The organism is Halobacillus amylolyticus (assembly GCF_022921115.1).
Taxonomy (GTDB): Bacteria; Bacillota; Bacilli; order Bacillales; family Halobacillaceae; genus Halobacillus_A; species Halobacillus_A amylolyticus.
In genome coordinates this window covers 3,624,397-3,641,802 of sequence record NZ_CP095075.1, presented here as the reverse complement: position 1 = coordinate 3,641,802, position 17,406 = coordinate 3,624,397, and the positions used below count along the sequence as shown (strand labels likewise).

The window sequence follows — 17,406 nt, the reverse complement described above, 5'->3', positions numbered from 1 at the left end:
ATGTCTATACCAGATTGTAATAACAAATTTATTCCACAATCTAGCTAATCATGTTATGCTATTTTTAAGCGCATACATCGTTAGTTTAAGCTGTTTTTGAAGGAGTAATGTTATGTCCAAAAATGATCAACTTCATAGTCAAATAAAAAAAGATATTATAGAAAAAATCGATAATGGTTATTACCGTCCAGGTAAAAACCTCCCGACCGAGGCTGAGTTTTGCAACATATACAATGTCAGCCGGACGACTGTTCGCACAGCTCTCAATCACCTCATTATGGAAGGTCACATTTATCGTAAACAGGGAAAAGGTACTTTTGTTGCAAAAGGAAAGGTAAAGCAGATTCTCAGTTCAAGTAAACTTCAGTATGCTGCGCAGTTAGAATCCCAAGGTCTCAAGCCAAAAATTGAAGTCAACGACCTTCAGTTGTTAGTCCCAGCGGTCAAAATTAGTAGGATTCTAAATGTCGATGAGGGGACCGAGGTCCACCAGGTTAAACGAACAAGATTGGCTGATAATGAGGAAATTCAATTTGAGGTTGCTTATGTTCGACGGGATCTTGTTCCAGAGCTAACCACAGAAATGGTGGGCCATTCCTTATATGAATCTATAAAAGAGAAAGGCAATCAAATAAATCGAACGGAAGAACAGATTAAAATTGTCATTTCGGATGAGGAGGTTGCCGGAAACCTTAACATTTCTTCAGGTTCTCCTTGTTTTCAAATCACAACGAAAACCTTCTTAGATTCAGAAGAAATTGTTGAATACTCAGAAGCTTATTTTCGTGGTGATCGAGTAGAATTTTTAATTGAAAGAAATTACGAATAGAATGTGAGGAAAAAACGATGAGAAAAAAACTTATAATTAATGCGGATGATTTCGGTTATTCAAGAGGCATAAACTTTGGTATCATTGATGCCTTTCAACATGGATTATTAACATCTACGACACTAATGACAAACATGCCAGGCGCTTCCCATGCTTATCAGTTAGCAAAAGAAAACCCTAATATAGGTGTGGGAATACACTTAACGTTGACGGCTGGAAGCCCTATTCTCAAACATCTCCAAACCGTAACAGATGAGAATGGTCATTTTCGCAACTTAAAATACTATCTGGGTTTCTTTGATATCGATTTAGGGGAGGTTTACGAGGAATGGAAGGCCCAGATTAAACAGGCCATTGTAAACGGTATTCAACCTACACACCTGGATAGTCATCACCATATTCATTCCTATGGAAAACTAACAGAAGTAGTTATCGACCTTGCAGAAGAATACGATCTGCCCGTACGCCGAGTATTTGATCCAGAAACTACTAATCTAGACGCCATTAGAAAAACCGATGCTTTTGAATACAAAATAGACACAATAAAAGAGCCTATTAAATTAGCAGAAAAGTTTTCTGATGCTCAATCTATTGAAGTGATGACTCACCCTGCTTATTTAGATAAAAGTATTATGAATGGCTCATCATTTAATTATCCACGGGTGGATGAACTAGCTTTGTTGACGGATAAAACCTTAAAAGAGACATACAAAAACCAGCATACGTTTGAGCTAACCCATTATCGTTCCATTTAACGGCTGTACACATTACTATAGAAAACCACCTCAGGTCATCCAAATACTGGGTGACCAATACTGGGTGACCTGAGGTGGTAGCATTTTACATATATATTACATGAATTCTTTTTGCAGTTCTTGTTCGCCGCTTGGATGAAGTTTGTAATACATTGGATAGGCGTACGTATAACAGAGTTGGATCATTGGTCCGAGAAATAGCATCGGTGTTAGTGTTCCAATACCGACTGGTCCACCAATAACGATAGCAAGACTCGTCATGATGACTGCCACTACAGTTTGGCCTAATTGCAAGCTTAAATTAAATCGATGACTGACTGCCAGGAATAGTTGATCGACGGGTGCCCTTGGGAATTGCGGAAGGATATAAATAGCGACTCCCAGCCCCACAATAGCAACCCCTGCGAGTAACGTAGCTACTTGCAATACAAATGGTGCTGTTGATAGGTCTACATTTGCAAAAACAATTTCAAGCCAAAAGTCCAAAATAATACTTTCCAATAACACAGGTATAATCGCTCGCACTTCCGGCAGCTGCTTCATTAACTTAGCGTTTATAAAAATGATGAAAAACTGAAACACTCCGTACCAGAATCCTACGGTAAAACCAAGTTTATCAGAAATACCAATAAAAAACGCTGTCCAGAAACCGGCACCGAGAGTTGCGTTAATGATGAGCGTAACCCCAAGGAAATTGATGACCATACCAAGAAGGTAAACCGTAGCTCGATAAAGCATAACGATCCCCTCCCCTCTTAAAAAATATCGAAATAAAAGAGGTTGCTCTTAAAATTCGTTCCCACATTTTATTAGCGATTATTTCACACGTCAATAGGTAGAATCACGGTAAAAAAAGGATTAGGATTATATTCCCATAAAAGCATTTAACCCCCACCTCAGGTCATCCAGAATTTGGATGACCTGAGGTGGGGGTTTTTGGTTCTATTCCCTTTATTATGGGTATTTACCTGTCTATTTCCAGTAATGACTTACTTTTTTGATAGAATGCTTCCATATCTGTTTCGGGAACGAGTGCGCCGCCCGTTGCCCAGGCAATATGAGTGGCTTGAGCCATTTTTGCCTGAAGATCATGTTTTCTTATATAGCTCGACTCTTGTACTACTAGCGGTCCCAAGAGTCCAGCCGTAGCAGATGGCTCAACATGAATCGTTTCACTGTCTGCCAGTAATGCTAATAACTTATAAAGTTCCTCATCTTCTATTGTATAAATGCCGCTGACAAGGTGACTGCTAACTTCAGTAGCAAAACGTGATGGACGACCAACAGCTAAACCGTCTGCTTCCGTGTGGTTATCTATGCCAAAATCCTGCACACTCACCTTTTCATTTTCTCCTGTCATCATTCCAAGTAATACAGACGGTGAATGAGTCGGTTCAACAAAAATACAATGGACGTTATCTCCGAAAACGTGCTTTAATCCGAAGGTAATGCCGCCCGGGGATCCCCCAACACCACATGGCAGATAAACAAATAAAGGGTGATCTTGATCAACTGAAATGTTCTCTTCAGCTAGCTGATTCTTGAGCCTTAATGCCGCCACACTGTAACCTAAAAATAAATCCTTTGAATCCTCATCATCAACAAAGTATCCTTTTGGGTCCTGTATGGTGTTCGTTCTTCCACTTGTAATTGCTTCACTGAAATCCCCTGTATATTCATAAACATTTGCACCTCGTGCTCGCAACAGATCCTTCTTCCATTGTTTTGCATCCCTAGACATGTGCACCTCAACATTGAATCCAAGCTTAGCACTGATTGTACCGATGCTTAAGGCAAGGTTACCAGTTGAGCCTACGCCTATCGTATATTGGCTAAAGAATTGCTTAAATGCTGGATCGAGAAACGCCTCATAATGATCGCCTTTTGAGATCAGGTCGTTTTCGAGAGCAAGTTTCTCTGCATAGCTTAAGACTTCGTAGACACCTCCACGTGCCTTGATTGAACCTGCAATAGGCAGTTCATTATCACATTTTAAATAAAAACCCCCCTCAAAAGTTTGCTTATAATGCGCCTGTATGTGATCCTTCATTGTGGAAATTTCTCTTAAGGGTGATTCGATTACTCCCTCAGCCGTTTCTGTTTCCGGAAATGCTTTGGCTAAAAAGGGAGCAAAGCGATCCCAAAGCCGCTCCGCCTCGAACATATCTTCCTCGTTCACAGGCAGTGGTGGAACTTGCTCCATCTCTTTATATTTTGAATTAGCCCAAAACACGGGGTCAAGCCTGGTTATGCTTGGTAACAAAGGAAATTGATCCTCCCAATCTTCCATTGATTTTCCTAGTACATTAAATGGTTCCACAAAAAAACCTCCAATCCAATCTATATATTGTTCTTCCCTCCTGAAAACATTTTACACCTTCCCCGTCGTTCGATATGTATCAAATTAAAAAGAACTGCGGCTTGAACATTACATTTGTCCGAGCCGCAATTCTTACAATTCTCACTTACTATTAAATAAACATACTAATAATTAGTGACACACCAAATCCGATAAAGGCGATGATCGTTTCCATAACCGTCCATGATTTCAGTGTATCTTTCTCAGACATACCGAAGAATCGGCTGACCATCCAGAAACCGGAGTCGTTAACGTGTGAAGCAATGGTTGCACCTGATGCAATAGTAATAACGAGCAGTGCTAGCATGGGGCCTTCGATACCAAGTGTATCGATAACTGGCGCAATTAAGCTGGCTGCTGTAACCATCGCAACCGTAGCCGAACCTTGTGCAATACGTACAGCTGAAGCAACAAGGAAAGCAAACACGAGGATCGGCATGTTCAGATCACTCATCGTATTAGCCAATACATCTCCGATCCCGGTTTCAACTAACACTTGACCGAAAACGCCACCTGCACCAGTAATTAAAATGATGATCCCTGCAGGTTCAAGAGATTTTGTTGCGATGTCCTGGATCTCTTCCTTAGAATAACCACGTCGTGTACCCAGTAAATAAAAGGTTAACAGCGCCGTAATCGTCAGCGCTACTCCTGGGTTTCCGATAAATGTCACGATGGTTCGCAGTGTACTGCCCTCAGCGAGCAGCACACCAGCAAATGTGTTTAATAGAATAAGAAAAAGCGGCAGTAAAATTAGAACAGCAATCATGCCGAAACTCGGAAGTTCTTTATCATATTTCTTATCTTTGGCTTCTTCAGCCATGTTCTTAAGCATCACCGTTGGTACTTCAACGTGAATCTTTTTAGAAATATAGGTACCGAAGACCGGACCGGCAATAATGGCTGCTGGTATCCCTGCAAGCAAACCAAATAAGATCACCCATCCGATGTTAGCTCCTAATAATGAAGCAACAGCGATCGGTCCAGGGGTTGGCGGCACAAAACTGTGCGTGACCGCTAAACCGGCTAGCAACGGGATACCATAGAATAGCAATGATTTCCCTGTTTTCTGTGCTAGACTGTATAAAATCGGCACTAAAATAACAAAAGCTACATCAAGAAAGACAGGTATTGAAATGATAAAACCAGTTAGCACAAGCGCCCAGTTTACGCGCTTTTCGCCAAATTTGTTCATCAGTGTCATCGCTAATCTTTCAGCCCCACCAGAGACTTTCAGTATTTCCCCAAACATGGCGCCGATACCGATGATGACAGCAATCTCTCCGACGGTTCCGCCCATGCCGTCCTGCACGGCTGTAAAAATTTCCGCAGGGCTCATCCCAGCCAAAAGACCAATAACGTAACTAACAACAATTAATGCAATAAACGCCTGCAATTTTACGCGGATAACAAGAAATAACAATAGTGCAACACCGAAAGCGGCCAGCAAAATTAACCCTGTTGTAGACATTTAATTTCTCCCCTTCCATCTTTCGTAACGATATCGATTGGATTAAAAACGCTTTCAATAAACTCTTACCAACACCTAAGGCAAAACAGCGATCCCTTTACCACTCCGCTACTGTGCCATCCCCATGACGCCAGATTGGATTTTTCCATTGGTGGCCTTCTTTAGCTGCCTGCTTAACACGGTCTTCGTTTATTTCAATACCAAGACCGACTCCTTTCGGCATTTTGACTGATCCTGATTGATATTCAAACACCGTCGGGTCAACAAGATAATCAAGCAGGTCGCTGCCTTTGTTGTAATGGATACCGAGACTTTGTTCCTGAATAATACAGTTCGGTGTACAAGCATCCACCTGGAGAGAAGCAGCGAGATTAATTGGCCCAAGCGGCGCGTGAGGGGCGACAGCTACATCAAACGTTTCTGCCATCGTGGCGATTTTTTTCGCCTCAAGAATCCCCCCTGTGTGTGACAGATCAGGCTGTATAATATCAACGGTGCCATCTATCAACATTTGCTTAAATCCCCAGCGTGTATAATTGCGTTCACCTGTCGCAATGGGGGTTGTTGTATGATTCGCAATCTCCTTAAATGCCTCGAGGTTTTCAACGAGTACTGGTTCTTCAATAAACATCGGTCGGTAGGGCTCAAGTTCCTTCACAAGTATTTTAGCCATTGCTTTATGTACACGACCATGAAAATCAATGCCAATCCCAAACTCGTTTCCCACTGCTTCACGAATTGCAGCGACTCTATTAACTGCTGCATCCACCTTCGAATAACTGTCTATATAATTCATTTCCTCGGTTCCGTTCATCTTGATCGCCGTGAAGCCGGCTTCAGCCTTTTCTTTAGCTGCTGCACCGACATCTTGCGGACGATCCCCGCCGATCCAGGAATAAACTTGAATGTCATCCCGAACAGCCCCACCGAGCATTTCGTACACGGGCATATTGTAAAACTTACCTTTAATGTCCCAAAGTGCCTGCTCTATGCCTGAGATCGCACTCATTAAAATCGGACCGCCACGGTAGAACCCGCCACGATATAAAACTTGAAAATGATCTTCAATTTTGCGTGGATCTTGACCAATTAAGTAGTCCATCAGCTCAGTGACACAAGCTGCCACTGTGTGAGCGCGACCTTCCACAACAGGCTCTCCCCAACCAACGACCCCTTCATCTGTTTCAATTTTTAAAAACAACCAGCGTGGCGGTACTTGGTACAGTTTAAAATTAGTAATTTTCATAACGATTACACATCCTTTATCGCTTCTACAAATTGTTGTGCTCTGTCAGTGATCCCTTTTAATGTACCTGCATTAATCGGCTGCTTTGTGTTAACGAGGGCACTTCCTAGCCCGGCTGCGACAGCACCTTTTTCAAAGTACTCACGAACATTGGACAAATCAACACCACCGGTCGGCATCAGCGGTATGTGTGGTAAGGGACCGTGGATATCCTTCATATAGCTTGGCCCCACCGTACCCGCTGGAAATACCTTAATCAGGTCGGCTCCCTGTTCGTAGGCCGTTAAAATTTCCGTCGGTGTCAATGCACCAGGAATGCTTACAACTCCATAGCGTTTTGTCAGACGAATGGTTTCACTATTGACTGTCGGTGAAAATATGAAGTCGGCCCCTGCCATGATTGCTGCCCTAGCCGTTTCCGGATCCAGAACAGTACCTGCACCGACAATCATCTGATAGCCGAATTCATCCTTCACCTTTTTGATTAAACCGTCCACTTCCGGCGTATCTGCTGTAATTTCTAACATGTAAACCCCACCTTCATGAAGGGCACGTGCGATGGATAATACATCCTCGCCTTCCGCCCCACGTATAACCGCGACCAGCTTATGTTCCATCATTTGCTGCAATGTGTCTGCCATACGGTCAGCCTCCTTATCTCTCGACATCATCTCGATGTGTTCTGTTCATAAATTCGGTGAGTCTTGCTTTCCCAGGCAATCCTTCCACATCACCATCAACCATTGTCACCATTGCCCCAACAGCATTCCCTCGTTTAACGGCTTCTTTCAAGCCAAGTCCGTCAATTAAACCTGACAGGCATCCGGCAGCAAAGCCATCACCAGCTCCAACGGGGTCCACCACCTGTTCAACAGGGAATCCCTCGACGAAACCTTTTGACTGGTCCGAGTGAACATAGGCCCCCTTCTTACCAAGCTTCATAATTACCGTTTTCGCCCCATTATCAAAGAACGCTTGAGCCAATGACTCATGATCTGATTGACCAAATATAAATTCTGCTTCATCAATCCCTGGCAAAACAATATCAGCCATCCCTGATAACTTCCGAAGCACCTGTCTAGCATAGCTATCAGTCCATAATTTACGCCGCAAATTAGGGTCAAAGACAACCGTCACACCATTTCTATGGGCATACTCCATTGCTTTTAAAACGGTTTCAAAACAATGCTCACTTAGTGCCGGGGTAATGCCTGTTACATGAAGAAACCTCGCGTTCGAAATATACGTTTCATCTAAGTCATCATCTGACATCCGACTCGCCGCCGAATCGCTTCGATAATACTTCAGCCTTAATTCGTTGGCCGTTAATTTTTCCTTAAAATAAAGCCCCGTCGATGCAGAATCATCAAACGTAACTTGACTGACATCGACCCCTTCACCTCGTATAAAGGATTGGATCTTTTCGCCGAACTCATCCTTTCCAAGCCGACTGATCCAGCCTGTCTGATGGCCGAGCCTGGCAAGCCCAATGGCCACATTGGATTCAGCACCGGCAACTTTTGTTGAAAAATCACCAGCATAACGCATAAGTCCGGAAGATTTCGGAGTGAACAGGACCATCGTTTCCCCAAGTGTAATCACATCCATAACGTTCGCCTCCTCTCTAAAACCCAGTCCGTTCAGAAATCGCCTTTGCGGTAGATAATAACTCTTTAACAATTTCCGATTGGCGTGGGTACACTCTGTTTTTTGGTCCAGCCACACTGACAGCCGCAGTCATTTCACCAGCTGCATTGTATATGGGTGCAGCCAAACAATAAAGACTGCCCTCATTCTCTTCATCATCAATGGAATAACCAAGTCTGCGAAATTCTAACAGTTGTTCATTTAATGCATCTTGATCCGTTATCGTATTTTTTGTAATCGCTGGCATCTCAATTTGTGATAGAATATTGTTTTTGACTTGTTCTGGTAAAAATGCGAGAAAGGCTTTCCCGAGCCCTGTACAGTACATCGGCTTCCTCATCCCGATCTGCGCACTTGTGCGAACCGATCGATAGTTATCAACCTTGGCAACATAGACAAGTTCATTTTCTAACATGACCGCCATAAAAACGGTCTCCTCTACGTTCTCCATTAACTGTCGAAGATACGGCTGCGCTTCAGCATTCACATCCAATGTTTCCAGCGCTCTTGTCCCGATCTGAATCAGCTTCGGACCGAGTTTGTAGGTCTTTCGCTCCGTTACCGACAAAAACTGTCTCATCTCCATCGTTTGCAGCAGATGAAAGGTACTGCTTTGCGGCAGTGATAGTCTATCAGCGATTTCCTTAAGTGTCAGTCCTTCCGGAAACTCTTTTAGCAAATCTAGTATATTTATGACACGATCAGCAGACTTAACTGTCATCGCTTCACACCTTCCCTGATTCACATATGTGAATCAGATTCTTATATATGAATTTAAAGTAAATCTTAGCACAATAAACCGCTTTCATCAATAGACAAAATACAACATGAATCTTTCAACCTGTTCTAGTGCGACATGTCATATCAACGGAGGACTATGATCACAGGGCTTCTTAACCATTTTAAGACAGAGAAAAGTCGATGGTTTTCGTGAAGTGAACGAAAGCCATCGACTTTTCTTCTTTACTCTATTAGTCTAAAACACTCTTACGATAACTGTCCTCATTGCGACTTTTCCAGTACAAAAGAAGGAATGATTTCACCAATGATTTCATTCCTTGCATTTCGGATCTTAGGCTGATAGTACTTCTCCAAGCTTTGCACCTGCAAAGCTGTAAGTACATTTAATTGAACTAGGATTTCCATTACAAACGGGTATAAAGCCCGCTTATAATCACCGTCTTCTATTTTCACAGCTATCCCGAGCCCAGTTTGTTTATCACCAATGCAATAAACAGATTCTGCCCCTAACTTTGCAAAAAATCTTCCTCCCCCCACGTTCATGAAATCTGTACAGAATCGATTTGTCCCTGCCACCATCTCAGGATGGCTTGTCATCGCAACCGTAATACGTCCGACCGCATCCGCACGCTTTTCATCAAACACCTCTGGACGAGCAAGTCTTGCAAAAGTATGAGCAAGTTTATGGAGCGGCAATCCAAACACAGGGACCCCGCAGCCATCCAATCCAATTGCTATTTTTCCTTTAGGATAGTCAGCTGCTCCCGCCATCGCATTTAAAATTCGTTGTTGGACAGGGTGTTCCTGTTTATAATAATCATCCAATGATTCCCCGAGGTACTTAGCAGTGAGCAGCATACCAGTATGCTTTCCAGAACAATTGCTATAGAGAGGTGTTGGTTCTTGTTTTTGCTGAATCAAAGAACGGTAAACATCATCCGAAAATGGAATATGGCTTCCGCACTGAAGATTCCCCTCAGATAGACCGGCTCTTTTTAATAATTGAGACACCCTTGAAGTATGCTGTTCTTCACTACTGTGTGAAGAACAGAACAGTGCTAAATCTTTATCCTGCAAGTTATAATAATCTGCCGCCCCTGTTTCTACAATCGGAAGTGCTTGAATGGGTTTAACAGAGGAACGAGCATAGGTGACTCGGTTCTTATCCCCGATATAGTGTAATAGTTCTCCATTTGCATTCACAACCGCAGCGTGACCAAAGTGAGAACTTTCCATTCTTCCTCCTCTATGTATTTCAACCACCTTGTTATATAACATATGTAAAACCTCCCGAGTTTTATCAGCAAATATACAATAACTAGAGTGAATATACTCCGACAATAATTTTCTGTCAATTAAACAATGAATTTTACATAATAAAGTACTCATTAAACGAAAACTTTGAAAAAAACACAGAACAAAAAAGCCCATGACTTTTTAGATAATATCCGAGCCATGGACTTTATTCTCCCTATATAACTCATAGATCAACTTATTATGGTAAAAGGATCAACTCAACTGTCAAAACCCTATTTTTTAGGAGCTAACTCAATCGCTTGATTTAAGGCTTCAAGCATACTTTTCTCATCAGCTATCCCTGTTCCAGCGATATCAAATGCAGTTCCGTGGTCCACACTTGTGCGGATAATCGGAAGACCGACTGTGATATTCACTCCTGCATCAAGCCCAAGAACCTTGATTGGTCCATGCCCTTGATCATGGTACATAGCCACTACAATATCAAAATCACCTCTTACAGCCCTAAAGAATAGGGTATCTGCCGGCAAGGGGCCTTGTACATCAATGCCGTCTTGTTGGGCACGCTTCACTCCAGGAATTACTTTTTCTCCTTCTTCCCCATTCCCAAACAAACCATTTTCACCAGCATGTGGGTTTATCCCACACACAGCAATTTTTGGCTGATGGTTGCCTGCACTTTTTAGTGTTTCATGTGCCATGCGTACGACATCATAGACACGATCTGGGTTGATCATCTTCACCGCATCGAGTAACCCCACATGGGTTGTGACGTGAATTACTTTTAATTTAGGGGAGGAAAGCATCATTGAAAAATCTTTCGTATTTGTTAGTTCTGCCAGTATCTCAGTATGACCAGGATAAAGGTGCCCGCCTTTGTGGAGTGCTTCCTTGTTTAGAGGAGCGGTGCAAATCGCATCGATTCGCCCCCTATTCGCAAGTTCGATGGCCGTACTCAAATATTCAAATGCGGCATGTCCTGCTTCAGCAGATACCTCTCCGTAGGCTAGATTTTTCGGTAAGAGATCTAGATCAAGGCAGAGAATCTCATCATTTTGCACTTGGAATTCCTCGTCTTTTTGTACTGTTTTGAACGTGATATCAATGTTAAGCACCTGAGCAGCCCGCTCAAGCATTTTTTGATCCCCGATCACTAACGGAATGGCTTGGTCGTTAATACGTTTGTGAGTCAGGCTTTTCATGATTATTTCCGGCCCCACCCCAGCTGCATCACCCATAGTGATACCGATGATTGGTTTCTGATTCATTCTCACTTTCTCCTTTCAACTGTTGAATAGCTGTATATATTGATTCCATTTCCCCAAAGGCTCCAGCTTTTGTAATGACTTGGATAGGCTGATCTATACCAAGTAGGCTTCCTTGAGGAATACCCGCTTCAAGTTGACGGGTGAGTCTGAATCCAGTTGCACCTAAACAATAAGCCACATGCTTTGCAGTGTCTCCTCCAGTCAAAACTAAAGCACTTAAATCAGGAACCTGTTCGATCACTTCTTTTGTAACGGCACCTAATGCTTGTGAGATTCTGCTTCCCACCTCCATTGGTGTCATTTCCATTTGCTTTGCTACTACCTTAACTTTCTCCCGCGTCTCTTGTGTAGAAGGTACATATAAAACAACACTTTTTTGATTTTTAAATGCCTCTATACACTGATTTATATATATCTGTTTATATTTATCCCATTCGTCTCGAAAAATTTGTTCTGTCTCTATTTCTACAGATTGCACATCTTGTTGCTCAATAGCATATTTGATTTGGTCTTGTGTAGTACGAGAAAGACTTCCACATACTGTAAAAACCTGGGACGGAGGAGTTGTTTCTGAATCAACCTTTTCCCTGCCAATTTTAAGGACATCTGGAAGAACCTCAGCCAGACCAGCCGATCCTGACCATATAACTTGTTCAGTGTATTTATTAATCTGTTCTGCAATCTCTTGTAAATCACCCTGTGTTCGTGCATCACAAACTAGATAATGAATCCCCTCTTGCTCTAGTCGTTTTAATTTCTTTTGCCAGGCTTCTGTATCCCCGAAAGTAACTGCAAATCAATTTCCGCAACTTTCTCGTTCGTTTGCTCCTCAATGACCGACTTGATTCGTGCTTCATTTACAGGATGTTTTGGATCTTTTGCCAACTCAGTTTCCGAAATGGGTGTTCCTTTCAGCAAATGGACACCTTTTTCCGTCGTCCGTCCATAAGGGGGAAGGCAGGAGCCACTACAAGAAAGACCGGGTTAAAAATTTCCTTCATCGCCTGTAGTTCAACTCCTATATATCCCCTTAACGTCGAATCCATTTTCTTATAAATATGCTGATAACCAGTTTCAAATAAGAATTGAGCTGATTTTTTAGTAGTTTGATAGGCTTGGTCTCTGCTAAGGGCTCTTGAATCTGTATCAATGACAATGGTTTCATCTAGTTTCTGATCTTGGCCAGGAATCCGGAAAAATACAGAGGTTTCCAAGCCTTTCTCCGTCAATTGCACACCACTATCATTAGCCCCAGTTAAATCGTCAGCAATAATCCCAAATTTATAGTTCATCCTGCAACTCCTCACTTCCATAGAAAACTAACTACGCTGTGGCATTACGTTTATAATCTTCTGCATAGTCATCAGGTAATTTGACACCTTTTTTCTCTAACCGTTTGACTAAAAACCCAACATAAAGCGGAAGTAGTACCGCTGTCGTTACAGTAGATGCTGCGACCTGGACTGTTGCTAGTTCAACAACCCCAGCAAAACTTGCGTTAGCAGCTGCAATCGCCGCAGGTGTAGCGACAGCATTTCCAGCTGTTGATCCCTCAGCTGCCCCAGCAATAGGGTTCCATTTGAATGCTTTAAATACAAAGTATCCTGCTGTACCTGTGACAAATGTCGTCGCTACACCTAGTAGGATTCCTGATAAGCCACCTTCAATAATTTTGCTAAAATCAATGCCCATACCAAGTGCAAAAGCGAAAAACGGGATGAGCATGGAGCTTCCTTGGTCAAGGAACGATCTCATTTCTTCATCAAGATTACCTAGCACCATACCTACAATAATAGGTAGTAAAACTGCGATAAATGAAGTGATAGAGAATAAACCATCAACAAATCCCATCGCACCAAAAATGGATAAGGCTACCATCGTAAAGAAAGGTCCATCGTTTAGAGCGAGCAATGAATAAGCGGCTCGGTCTGTTTTATTACCGTATTGACCCACTACCGCAATATAAAGACCACCATTACTATTCGTCATTGCAGCTATGATGGCAATAGGAGCAAGACCTAGCCAAAGCCCGTTTTCACCAGCAAAGAAATATGCCAATAGTCCAAAAGCGGCTCCCACTACCCATTTAGTCGTTAGAAGTGTAGCCCTTTACCAAGGCTGACCCCTACAGTCTTCAAATTGATTTGAGCTCCCGTGCATAAAAGGAACAAAGCAATTAATGTACTTGCACCATCTACAAACAGTGCTTGGGTAAAGTTACCGATCCGTAGTAAATCGGGTGCGACTGTATTAAGTACTGCTGCTAATAGCAACGGTACCACCATCATACCGCCGGGAATCCTCTCCAAAGTTGCTTTGATTTTCATCTTTTCTTCCTCCTTCATTTTAGCACTATTGTTTAATAATGAAACAATAAATATAACTAAAGCGTTTTCATGTTTTCATGATAAAATAAACAGTTATAATATGCAACAATAAATCACAAGAGGGAGTAAACAAAATCATATTTATCCTATATGTATAAAATTTTGTTTATTTTTGCAACAATAAACGCAAGCTTATGAATTAAGCTTGCGCCACAATGTCGTTCTATTTATTCCAAGTCTTTTAGCTGCTCTTGATTGATTCATACCTTCTTGCTCCATAACCTTTTGGATAATTGTTTTCTCCATATGCTTTAGGTCGCCCTTTATGTGGAGTTTTTCGGATGAATCCTCTTCGATAGAATGATCTTGTTTTAACTTCTTGATCACTTTAGCAACATCTGATGGTTCAACGTAGTAGCCACTACTGTTTAGAATTAACTCTTCCGTAACTTGTTTTAATTGATCAATGTTGCCCGGCCAATGGTAGTTCTGGAGCATTTCTAAAGCTTTAGGCCGTATTCCAATTGTTTCACAACCGCTTTTTGTATGAGCTTCTGTGATAAACGATTGTATCAATTCCTGTATATCTTCCATACGTTCCTTCAGCGGAGGAAAATGCATATTCAGCTTTGCGATTTTATAATACAAATCATGACTAAATAGCCCCTGTTCTAAAAGAGAATGTACTGAATGATCAGAAACGGTAATGATACGAAATTGGCTTGATAATCGATAGAGCAATTTCAGCATGAGACCTTGGGCATCTAAGTCAAGTTTATGAATATTATTACAGACGAAAGTACCTCGTTCGAATAAAGGGGATTGTTCACTTTCGATCAATGATTTAAGATCCTGAGAAGATAAATACTCTGCATCCATTAAGACGATGGGAGCAGATTGACCAAACATTTCAAAATGTAGATTATGAGCAAAAGTCATTTTCCCAGTACCTGGTTCTCCCTCCAACCATATGGAAGAATCCACCTTAGCATAATCCACTAAACTGCCCTCCATCTGTACGGCTATCGGACTACTCCCAGAAATGGGTACATGAGACGTATGTGTGGCTACCTGCATTCCTTCTACATGTTTATTGAAGTACGATTTTTGAAATAAAAAACACACAATTTGTTCTTTTTTATCTGCTAAATACCCGTAGACCTCGTACATAGTATGATTTATTTCAACTTTACTCCATTGACTATACTTGTGCTCAAGGACTTGACTTAACATCTGGTTGATCATAGCCAGTTCCATTACATCTTTTGCTCCCAATACTTCTTTTAAGATTTTATTTTCTAAAATGATCTCTGCATTGGCATCTACCATAAGAAGAGCCTGCGGTAGAGTATCCAATAACTGAGCATGCAACGAATTATGGCGATGTAGCCTATCAAAAAGTTTATACATTCTTTTCGCTTCATCACATGCTTCCATGATTGCCTCTTTTCCTGAGGTGATCAATATACCTTGAAGCCCTACTTTCTCAGCATTTTGAACAGTTACTACATCACCAATGACTACCCCATATCCCTCCTGCTTCAATACCTTCAAGTGCCCAGCAACTTCTTCTCCACTTTGAATGGTTACTGTTTTAACATCCATATCCAAAATACTGCATATCGTAGATGCCCTTGAGAGATATTAGGAAACCCGACTAGGGCCGCTTTCCCTCGCATCCCTTTCAGCAAAGTAAAAACTCGTAACATATCATATCCCGTTACTTTTATATCCACAACTGGCAATCCGACAGCTTCCTCAATTAAAGAGGCTGTACCTCCACGACTGATAATCACATCATATCCTTGTGATTCTGCGTTACGGGCAATCTTTACCCCTTCTTCTAAGTTTCCAATATGAATATCAATGATTAATTGACCCTGCTCAAACTTCCAAAGTTTCATTGCTTCCGCTAGTCCCTGGTAAGGGGCTACAACTAGCACTTTTATCATAATTATCCCTCGCCACTTGTTGCATTTTTCAACAACCCAATTATTTCATAAATATGTAGGGGAATCAAGAACATACGGCTTTTGAAATAGGAAGCATTACAAGGATCATTTGCTTTCCTGCAAGCAAGTTATATTCCGAGTACAACCACATATAATAAAAATGACTTGATACGCTAGCTCCGTATAAAGTAATTAATTTTATAATCGCGGCTGACCAGTTCTCAAGAACTACATAAATAGTCGCCTTATATTGATCTGTAGAAGATTCTTGGTGCATCTAAATTCTATTATTCTTAAAACCTAATGATTAGATGATTTTATAATCTACCTCGCTGTACACGTTAGTCACGAATTTGTGAACAAGTTTTCAAAAATGACGAATCGATGTGCTACAACTTTATGTTTTAAACATATTGGTAAATCTATCATTATGTTTTAAATATGAACAAAAATATTAAGGGGGTATTTTTTTGAAGAAAAAAACGCTATTTTTATTCGTATTCGTCTTAGCTATCGGCATGATCCTAAGTGCCTGTGGCGAGAGTGGAAAAGGCGGCGGTGATTCCAGTTCAGACAGTGGTGATGGTGGAAGTGACGGCGGAGAAACGATGACAAACTTAACCATGGGAACAGGTAGTGTGGGAGGCGTTTATTATCCATTAGGTGGAGAGATGGCAAACCTTTGGACAGATAATATCGATGTAGATGGTTTTGACGTCAGTTCTGTAGAGTCTGGTGCCTCTGTAGAGAATATCGCTAAAATTCAGTCGGGTGATTTCCAACTTGGAATTGCTCAAAATACAACGATGATTAATGCGACAGAAGGTACAGGAGAGTTTGAAGGTAAAGAGATGGACAATGTAGGTGTGATCGGCTCCCTTTACCCTGAAGCATTGCAAGTTGTTACATTAGATTCTACTGGCATTGAGTCAATTGAGGACTTAAAAGGAAAGCGTGTTGCGATTGGGCCTCCAGGCGGGGCAACACGTGAAGCAGCTGAGCTCGTGTTATCGGCCTACGGGATTGAAGAAGGCGATTACGAAGCGTACGAAGAAGGTTTCGGCGATGCTAAAAGTAAGCTGCAAAATGGTACGATTGATGCTTCATTTGCCGTTGTCGGGGTCCCTTCATCTACAACAGATGAGCTAGCTGCTGCTACAGGTGAGGTTAATTTCCTTGATATTGAAGGAGAGGCACTTAAAGAAGTCACTGAAAATAGTCAATATGAAGCGTATACGGTAGAACCGGGCACATACGAGTGGCAAGACGAGCCTGTCCAAACCGTTACAGCTATGGCTTTGCTAGTAGCATCTAAAGATCAAGTAAGTGAGGACTTGGCTTACAAAATTACGAAGACACTTTATGAAAAAGCGGGCGATATGACGATTGCCCAGGCAAAATTAATTACGGAAGATAGCGCGCTAACCGGCGCTAAGGACCTTCCTCTTCACCCGGGTGCTGAGAAGTACTTTAAAGAAGCAGGGATTATCGAATAGTAGTTGGCTTGAGAACCGGACAAAGAATGTCCGGTTCTTTCACCTCACTATTATTTTT

The 17,406-nt window shown here is 41.8% G+C and carries 14 protein-coding genes and 3 pseudogenes; 3 read left to right on the top strand and 14 right to left on the bottom strand.

Going from position 1 to position 17,406, the window contains the following annotated elements; all coding sequences use genetic code 11:
* Window positions 1–112: 112 nt before the first annotated feature.
* Both MUO15_RS18365 and chbG read left to right on the top strand, forming a co-directional pair.
* Window positions 113–829 (top strand): GntR family transcriptional regulator, encoded by a 717-nt coding sequence (locus MUO15_RS18365; protein ID WP_245031588.1) that lies wholly within the window; start codon window positions 113–115, stop codon window positions 827–829.
* 17 nt (window positions 830–846) lie between these two features.
* Window positions 847–1,584 carry a chitin disaccharide deacetylase gene (chbG, locus tag MUO15_RS18360; RefSeq protein ID WP_245031586.1) on the top strand — a complete coding sequence of 246 codons (738 nt, stop codon included), beginning with the start codon at window positions 847–849 and terminating at the stop codon, window positions 1,582–1,584.
* Between the two features lie 96 nt (window positions 1,585–1,680).
* Here chbG and MUO15_RS18355 read toward each other — a convergent pair whose 3' ends face one another.
* The 14 genes and pseudogenes from MUO15_RS18355 to MUO15_RS18285 form a co-directional block, all read right to left on the bottom strand.
* On the bottom strand, window positions 1,681–2,322 hold the full coding sequence (locus MUO15_RS18355; protein ID WP_245031584.1) for a YczE/YyaS/YitT family protein: 642 nt from the start codon (window positions 2,320–2,322) through the stop codon (window positions 1,681–1,683).
* Window positions 2,323–2,548: 226 nt separating this feature from the next.
* Complete coding sequence (locus MUO15_RS18350) at window positions 2,549–3,874, bottom strand: D-serine ammonia-lyase (protein WP_245036087.1); 1,326 nt, start codon at window positions 3,872–3,874, stop codon at window positions 2,549–2,551.
* 181 nt (window positions 3,875–4,055) lie between these two features.
* Window positions 4,056–5,414: a GntP family permease gene (locus tag MUO15_RS18345; RefSeq protein WP_245031582.1), complete on the bottom strand. Its 1,359-nt coding sequence runs from the start codon at window positions 5,412–5,414 to the stop codon at window positions 4,056–4,058.
* A gap of 97 nt (window positions 5,415–5,511) precedes the next feature.
* Complete coding sequence (gene dgoD / locus MUO15_RS18340) at window positions 5,512–6,660, bottom strand: galactonate dehydratase (RefSeq protein ID WP_245031580.1); 1,149 nt, start codon at window positions 6,658–6,660, stop codon at window positions 5,512–5,514.
* A 5-nt stretch (window positions 6,661–6,665) separates the two neighbouring features.
* Window positions 6,666–7,301 (bottom strand): bifunctional 4-hydroxy-2-oxoglutarate aldolase/2-dehydro-3-deoxy-phosphogluconate aldolase, encoded by a 636-nt coding sequence (locus tag MUO15_RS18335; RefSeq protein WP_245031578.1) that lies wholly within the window; start codon window positions 7,299–7,301, stop codon window positions 6,666–6,668.
* 13 nt (window positions 7,302–7,314) lie between these two features.
* Window positions 7,315–8,268, bottom strand: coding sequence for a sugar kinase (locus tag MUO15_RS18330; RefSeq protein ID WP_245031576.1), 954 nt, complete (start codon window positions 8,266–8,268; stop codon window positions 7,315–7,317).
* A gap of 16 nt (window positions 8,269–8,284) precedes the next feature.
* Window positions 8,285–9,028 carry an IclR family transcriptional regulator gene (locus tag MUO15_RS18325; RefSeq protein ID WP_245031574.1) on the bottom strand — a complete coding sequence of 248 codons (744 nt, stop codon included), beginning with the start codon at window positions 9,026–9,028 and terminating at the stop codon, window positions 8,285–8,287.
* Between the two features lie 281 nt (window positions 9,029–9,309).
* Window positions 9,310–10,326 (bottom strand): asparaginase, encoded by a 1,017-nt coding sequence (locus MUO15_RS18320; RefSeq protein WP_245031572.1) that lies wholly within the window; start codon window positions 10,324–10,326, stop codon window positions 9,310–9,312.
* Window positions 10,327–10,577: 251 nt separating this feature from the next.
* Window positions 10,578–11,573: a 4-hydroxythreonine-4-phosphate dehydrogenase PdxA gene (gene pdxA, locus MUO15_RS18315; protein ID WP_245031570.1), complete on the bottom strand. Its 996-nt coding sequence runs from the start codon at window positions 11,571–11,573 to the stop codon at window positions 10,578–10,580.
* Window positions 11,536–12,303, bottom strand: a complete 768-nt coding sequence (locus MUO15_RS18310) for a four-carbon acid sugar kinase family protein (RefSeq protein ID WP_396266360.1) — start codon at window positions 12,301–12,303, stop codon at window positions 11,536–11,538. Before MUO15_RS18310 ends, pdxA begins: the two co-directional genes overlap by 38 nt.
* Before the next feature lie 20 nt (window positions 12,304–12,323).
* A pseudogene (locus MUO15_RS18300) lies at window positions 12,324–12,865 on the bottom strand (four-carbon acid sugar kinase family protein).
* A 31-nt stretch (window positions 12,866–12,896) separates the two neighbouring features.
* Window positions 12,897–13,900: pseudogene (locus MUO15_RS18295) on the bottom strand (2-keto-3-deoxygluconate permease).
* Window positions 13,901–14,092: 192 nt separating this feature from the next.
* Window positions 14,093–14,206 (bottom strand): helix-turn-helix domain-containing protein, encoded by a 114-nt coding sequence (locus MUO15_RS21740; protein WP_256464196.1) that lies wholly within the window; start codon window positions 14,204–14,206, stop codon window positions 14,093–14,095.
* A 66-nt stretch (window positions 14,207–14,272) separates the two neighbouring features.
* Window positions 14,273–15,804, bottom strand: a pseudogene (locus MUO15_RS18285) (PrpR N-terminal domain-containing protein); the annotation flags it as partial.
* Window positions 15,805–16,322: 518 nt separating this feature from the next.
* Between MUO15_RS18285 and MUO15_RS18280 the strand changes: the two are divergent.
* A complete protein-coding gene (locus tag MUO15_RS18280; RefSeq protein WP_245031564.1) occupies window positions 16,323–17,348 on the top strand; it encodes a TAXI family TRAP transporter solute-binding subunit in 1,026 nt (341 codons plus the stop codon).
* Window positions 17,349–17,406: the final 58 nt, after the last annotated feature.

What these genes read in the sequence shown, in the direction of transcription:
- MUO15_RS18355 (WP_245031584.1), bottom strand. Translation starts at nt 2,322, where the DNA reads ATGCTTTATCGAGCTACGGTTTACCTTCTTGGTATGGTCATCAATTTC.
- MUO15_RS18320 (WP_245031572.1), bottom strand. Translation starts at nt 10,326, where the DNA reads ATGTTATATAACAAGGTGGTTGAAATACATAGAGGAGGAAGAATGGAA.
- MUO15_RS18330 (WP_245031576.1), bottom strand. Translation starts at nt 8,268, where the DNA reads ATGGATGTGATTACACTTGGGGAAACGATGGTCCTGTTCACTCCGAAA.
- pdxA (WP_245031570.1), bottom strand. Translation starts at nt 11,573, where the DNA reads ATGAATCAGAAACCAATCATCGGTATCACTATGGGTGATGCAGCTGGG.
- MUO15_RS18335 (WP_245031578.1), bottom strand. Translation starts at nt 7,301, where the DNA reads ATGGCAGACACATTGCAGCAAATGATGGAACATAAGCTGGTCGCGGTT.
- MUO15_RS18325 (WP_245031574.1), bottom strand. Translation starts at nt 9,028, where the DNA reads ATGACAGTTAAGTCTGCTGATCGTGTCATAAATATACTAGATTTGCTA.
- MUO15_RS21740 (WP_256464196.1), bottom strand. Translation starts at nt 14,206, where the DNA reads ATGGAGAAAACAATTATCCAAAAGGTTATGGAGCAAGAAGGTATGAAT.
- dgoD (WP_245031580.1), bottom strand. Translation starts at nt 6,660, where the DNA reads ATGAAAATTACTAATTTTAAACTGTACCAAGTACCGCCACGCTGGTTG.
- MUO15_RS18350 (WP_245036087.1), bottom strand. Translation starts at nt 3,874, where the DNA reads ATGGAAGATTGGGAGGATCAATTTCCTTTGTTACCAAGCATAACCAGG.
- MUO15_RS18345 (WP_245031582.1), bottom strand. Translation starts at nt 5,414, where the DNA reads ATGTCTACAACAGGGTTAATTTTGCTGGCCGCTTTCGGTGTTGCACTA.
- MUO15_RS18365 (WP_245031588.1), top strand. Translation starts at nt 113, where the DNA reads ATGTCCAAAAATGATCAACTTCATAGTCAAATAAAAAAAGATATTATA.
- chbG (WP_245031586.1), top strand. Translation starts at nt 847, where the DNA reads ATGAGAAAAAAACTTATAATTAATGCGGATGATTTCGGTTATTCAAGA.